The sequence below is a fragment of the Xanthovirga aplysinae genome (genome assembly GCF_009711365.1).
GTDB classification, from domain to species: Bacteria; Bacteroidota; Bacteroidia; order Cytophagales; family Cyclobacteriaceae; genus Xanthovirga; species Xanthovirga aplysinae.
In genome coordinates this window covers 1-1,571 of sequence record NZ_SMMB01000430.1, presented here as the reverse complement: position 1 = coordinate 1,571, position 1,571 = coordinate 1, and the positions used below count along the sequence as shown (strand labels likewise).

General features: G+C 32.8%; 2 protein-coding genes. Both read left to right on the top strand.

Annotated features, from left to right (window positions below; translation table 11 throughout):
* A partial coding sequence (locus E1171_RS01590) for a class I SAM-dependent methyltransferase (RefSeq protein WP_343031276.1) occupies positions 1-949 on the top strand: 949 nt, incomplete at its 5' end.
* A 144-nt stretch (positions 950-1,093) separates the two neighbouring features.
* Complete coding sequence (locus E1171_RS01585) at positions 1,094-1,495, top strand: hypothetical protein (RefSeq protein ID WP_155203414.1); 402 nt, start codon at positions 1,094-1,096, stop codon at positions 1,493-1,495.
* The last annotated feature ends 76 nt before the right edge of the window (positions 1,496-1,571 follow it).

Here is a 1,571-nt window from a genome sequence, read left to right as displayed (position 1 = left end):
TACACCGTTGTTGTGGGTAATAAAATCAACTTTCATGAAATATAAATTCGAGGAAATAAAAGAATGTAATATGTGTGGCGAACCAACAAAGTCACACAAAATACTTGGTAAAAGAATGAATCAATCGCAAGGATTGAACCCAAAAGATAAAACTGGTATAACCACTACAGTTGCCAAGTGTTCTAATTGTGGCCTAGTATATTCTAACCCTCAACCTATTCCTTTTAATATTCAAGATCATTATGGCGTTCCTCCTGAAGAATATTGGAAAGAATCATACTTTGAGTTTAATGAAGATTACTTTCAAGGTGAAATATCTAGACTTAAAGAATTAATGAACATTAAGCCAGGAATGAAATCTTTAGATATTGGGGCTGGTTTAGGGAAGCAAATGAAAGTGCTAGAAAAGGTAGGCTTTGATACATACGGCTTAGAGCCATCAATTCCTTTTTATGAAAGAGCAATTTCTAAAATGGGTATTTCAAAAGAGAAGTTAAAACTAGGCATGATAGAAGAACTGGATTACCCAGACAATGAATTCGAATTCATATCGTTTGGAGTAGTTTTGGAGCACCTTTATAACCCAAATTCATCGCTTGAGAAAGCACTAAAATGGCTCAAACCAAATGGAATAATACATATTGAGGTCCCATCTTCTGATTGGTTAGTCAATAAACTAATTAATCTAATTTATAAAATAAAAGGAACTGATTATGTTGGAAACATAAGCCCCATGCATGAGCCTTTTCACCTATATGAATTCAGCTTAGATTCATTTAGTCAAAACTCGAAAAGGAATGAATATGAGATCGCTTTTCATGAATATTACGTGTGTCAAACATTTTTACCCAAATTTATAGACCCGATAATTAAACCATATATGCGTAAAACAAATACAGGTATGCAATTATGCGTTTGGCTAAGAAAAAATACCCACAACAACATGTAAGTGGCATTAAAACGACCACTTACATAAAACGTTGTGTTTCATTCACAATAAGAAAGACCCCGAGTGCATATTCTGGCAAAAGAGCCAATTTTAAGAGAATTAAAATTTTAAAAGATTAATTTTAGACAGAGTATTTTTTAATAAATGACAAAATTACTTTCATTAAAAGTACCAAGAGGTTGGGCAATCCTAGACAACAAGTTTTTTGACGTTGATCCAATAAAAGCCGATAATGATGATTGGATTGTGAACTGGTACGAAGGCTTTATTGAAGACGTGCTTTGGATAGATGAATGCCAAATTTTGGAAGGTGGAAAAATGGGCATACCTAATACAAATTACTTTAACATTGATTTGGGCTGGTATCCAGATAGTTCAAAAAAAGGAAAGTATACTTTAAGATTAAATTGGGTTTCAACAGAAGGTGCAATTGAAATAGACTATCTATCAGATAAAGATAGATTTATAATAAAAGAAAAGCTTGAATACTGGTTAGAGGATATCAAAAAGAACTATTCTAAATATAAACCTAAAATAGAACAATAAAAGAACGAAAACACAACAATGGCGAGCTGCAATGCTTTTCCAACGAACAAAATCCGACGCTCAGAAAGCACAGCAG